Source organism: Oleiphilus sp. HI0061, from assembly GCF_001635675.1.
The window spans coordinates 1-1,839 of the sequence record NZ_LWFE01001463.1 but is presented as its reverse complement, the minus strand read 5'-3'; the positions used below and the strand labels follow the sequence as shown (position 1 = coordinate 1,839).

General features: G+C 45.3%; 2 protein-coding genes. Both read left to right on the top strand.

Going from position 1 to position 1,839, the window contains the following annotated elements:
- The first annotated feature begins 384 nt into the window (after positions 1-384).
- Positions 385-1,335, top strand: a complete 951-nt coding sequence (hemC, locus tag A3735_RS22995) for a hydroxymethylbilane synthase (RefSeq protein WP_068514508.1) — start codon at positions 385-387, stop codon at positions 1,333-1,335.
- 4 nt (positions 1,336-1,339) lie between these two features.
- Positions 1,340-1,839, top strand: a 500-nt coding sequence (locus A3735_RS22990; RefSeq protein WP_197485991.1) for a uroporphyrinogen-III synthase, incomplete at its 3' end; no start/stop codon positions are given.

The following is a 1,839-nucleotide window of genomic DNA, read 5'->3' as shown; positions in this document are numbered from 1 at the left end:
CTAAGCACGTGCTTAAATTTGATATCGATTCTCTCTTAAGCGGGGGAAAGAATTGCACAGATTCCGTCATTCGCAATTTTAATGACCTTGCAGATAGAACAAAGTATCGACTAAATCTTAAACAAGATCGACTGGAAGTTAAATTAACACTTAACTTCTAACCTTCATATAGCCAAGTTTGACTCAAGTAAGCGCCCAAGAAATAAAAGTGATCTTCACTTGATTTGTATCTTTTCGACTTTATTTCCAGTTCCGTTATACTAAGTCGCCATAACAGGCTGTATCTAGCTCACTATTCTTTATTTGGTTTCACCACCAATACAAATAGCGACGCAATTCAATATATAGCACCCACTCCATTTGCCAATAGTGAACGACTCGAACATGTCTACATCAAGCCCAATCAAGACCCTCAATATTGCTTCTCGTGAAAGTGCTTTAGCGTTGTGGCAAAGCCGTTATATAAAGTCTCAACTTGAAGCTTTATACCCAGGCTTGGAAGTCAATATTAATGGCATGACAACCAAAGGGGATAAGATTCTAGACGTCCCCCTTGCTAAAATCGGTGGCAAAGGCTTATTTGTAAAAGAGCTTGAAGCATCAATGCTAGAAGGCATTTCAGATATCGCCGTCCACTCAATGAAAGATGTCCCTATGGAGTTCCCCGAAGGTCTTGAGCTAGCCGTTATTTGTGAGCGGGAAAACCCCTTCGATGCTTTCGTTAGTAATCAATACGACTCGATCGATCAACTTCCAGAAGGTGCAATTGTTGGCACCTCAAGCCTACGCAGGCATAGCCAACTGGCCGCCTCTCGCCCAGACCTAGATATTCGCCCTTTAAGAGGCAATGTTAATACTCGTCTGGCAAAGCTCGATGCAGGCGAGTATGACGCCATTATTCTTGCAGCCTCTGGACTCAAAAGACTTGAATTCAATGAACGCATCAAAAGCGTCATATCGGCTGAGCAATCACTTCCAGCTGTTGGCCAAGGCGCTCTAGGCATTGAGTGCAGAAGCAAGGATGAGGATATTAAAAAATTATTGGCGCCCCTCATTCACCCAGAAAGCGAGTTCTGCGTAAAAGCTGAACGCGCAATGAATCACCGGCTCCATGGTGGCTGTCAGGTTCCAATCGCCGGATATGCAACCTTAGAAAGCGAGACACTGACACTCACCGGCTTAGTTGCCTCAGAAGATGGCGCAACCATCCTTAAAACAAGCTTAAGCGGCCCACAAGCTCAATGTGAAGAGCTGGGTGTTGCCGTAGCGGAAGCTCTGCTTGAAATGGGTGCAGGCCCTTTACTAGAAGCTGTCTATAACAAAGCTCAAGTTTAAGCCAATGACAAATAAACTCGTTACCGAGCAGGCTTTCAAGCGACTAGGCCTGCTCAGTTCAAGCAAGATTCTAATCTGCCGCCCCGAACCCTCCGCCACGGAATTATCAAAAGCTCTCGAAGCCTTAGGAGCCCAGTGCAAAAAACTGCCAATGCTAAAAATCGATGCGCTTGAGATTAGCGCGATCGAGCGACAGCACATCCTCGATTTAGACCAATACCAGCATGTAATTGTCGTCAGCCAACACGCAGCTGATCTAGGCCTTGAACAAATAGATCACTATTGGCCACAAGCACCTGTCGGACAAAAATGGTATGCCATTGGCCGCAAAACCGCTGAAGCCTTAAACTCGACAAGTCTGGATATCGTATCGCCAGGTCAAGACCTGAGCAGTGAAAAACTATTAGAGAACAAAGACCTCAAAACAGTTCAAGACGAAAAAATACTCATCCTCAAGGGTAAGCATGGTCGCCAGGCTTTACAAAGCCAACTTCTTGCTCGAGG